Raw genomic sequence first — 1,031 nt, 5'->3', positions numbered from 1 at the left:
TTTTTACTTTGCAACAGAACCCAGTTTATGCATCCCTTAACTTACTTATTAAATAATTTATAGCTATTGAAAAGAGATAAGAATTGTTCAAAGCTAATATTGTTTAAATCGTCAATTCCTGCATGTTTTAAGGAATTGTTAAATTGATTTTTTGTAAATATTTTCTTGTATTCTTTGTTAACCCATTTCATAACGAAATAATTATACTTCTGTTTATCTTTGTGTGATATTCTTGATTTTTTTCTATTTAATCTGATAAGTGAGCTATTCACTTTAGGTTTAGGATGAAAATATTCTCTTGGAACCATACTTAATATAGAAATATCAACTTCTGCCATTAAAAGTAATGCCAATGAGCGTTTTGTATTTAATAATCTTTTAGCAAACCCGTATTCCACGATTAAATAAATCTCATTAGCTATACTATCAAAAACAATTTTGCGTATTATATCCGTACTTATGTTATAAGGTATATTACCAAATATTTTATAGGATTGGTTTTTAGGAAATTTAAACTGCAATATATCCTTGTTAAAAACTTGAAAATTATCGTGATCAACAAGTTTATGTTCTGTAGTTTTGCATAATTTATGGTCTATTTCAATGGCAGTTACGAAATTACACCTTTGTACTAATTCAAGGGTAAAATGGCCTTTTCCTGAGCCGATTTCAAAGATATTATCATGTTCATTTAATCTTATATTTGTCATTATTTTATCTATATTATGTTTCGAAGTAATAAAGTTTTGACTGTGTTTTATATTTTTCTCGTTCATTATAACCCTCTTTAATTTTGCTTATTAACGATTCATTATAACCACTTATTTTTTGTTTGGTTGATAATGAACTGTGCTGATTACAAAAATACTAAAAATGCCCATATTTTTTCCTCCTTATAAAATTAGTATAATTATAGCACGAGCTCTGATAAATATGAAGGTTCTGTTGCAAATATGAATTTAAAGTATAATTTTAACAAAAAGGAGTCTTCTGTATGAACTATTTCAGATATAAACAATTTAACAATGATG

General features: G+C 26.1%; 2 protein-coding genes. Both read right to left on the bottom strand.

Translation table 11 applies throughout. The features are described 5' to 3' along the window. Positions 1-41: 41 nt before the first annotated feature. A complete protein-coding gene (erm(C), locus tag KA883_RS12745) occupies positions 42-776 on the bottom strand; it encodes a 23S rRNA (adenine(2058)-N(6))-methyltransferase Erm(C) (RefSeq protein WP_014158488.1) in 735 nt (244 codons plus the stop codon). Between the two features lie 45 nt (positions 777-821). Beyond that, positions 822-881 carry a 23S rRNA methylase leader peptide ErmCL gene (gene ermCL, locus KA883_RS12740; protein ID WP_002497446.1) on the bottom strand — a complete coding sequence of 20 codons (60 nt, stop codon included), beginning with the start codon at positions 879-881 and terminating at the stop codon, positions 822-824. Positions 882-1,031 lie beyond the last annotated feature (150 nt).

Source organism: Staphylococcus sp. GDY8P54P (assembly GCF_017892645.1).
Lineage (GTDB): Bacteria > Bacillota > Bacilli > Staphylococcales > Staphylococcaceae > Staphylococcus > Staphylococcus ureilyticus.
Note: the sequence above shows the minus strand (reverse complement) of the source record. Positions and strands in the feature narration are given on the sequence as shown.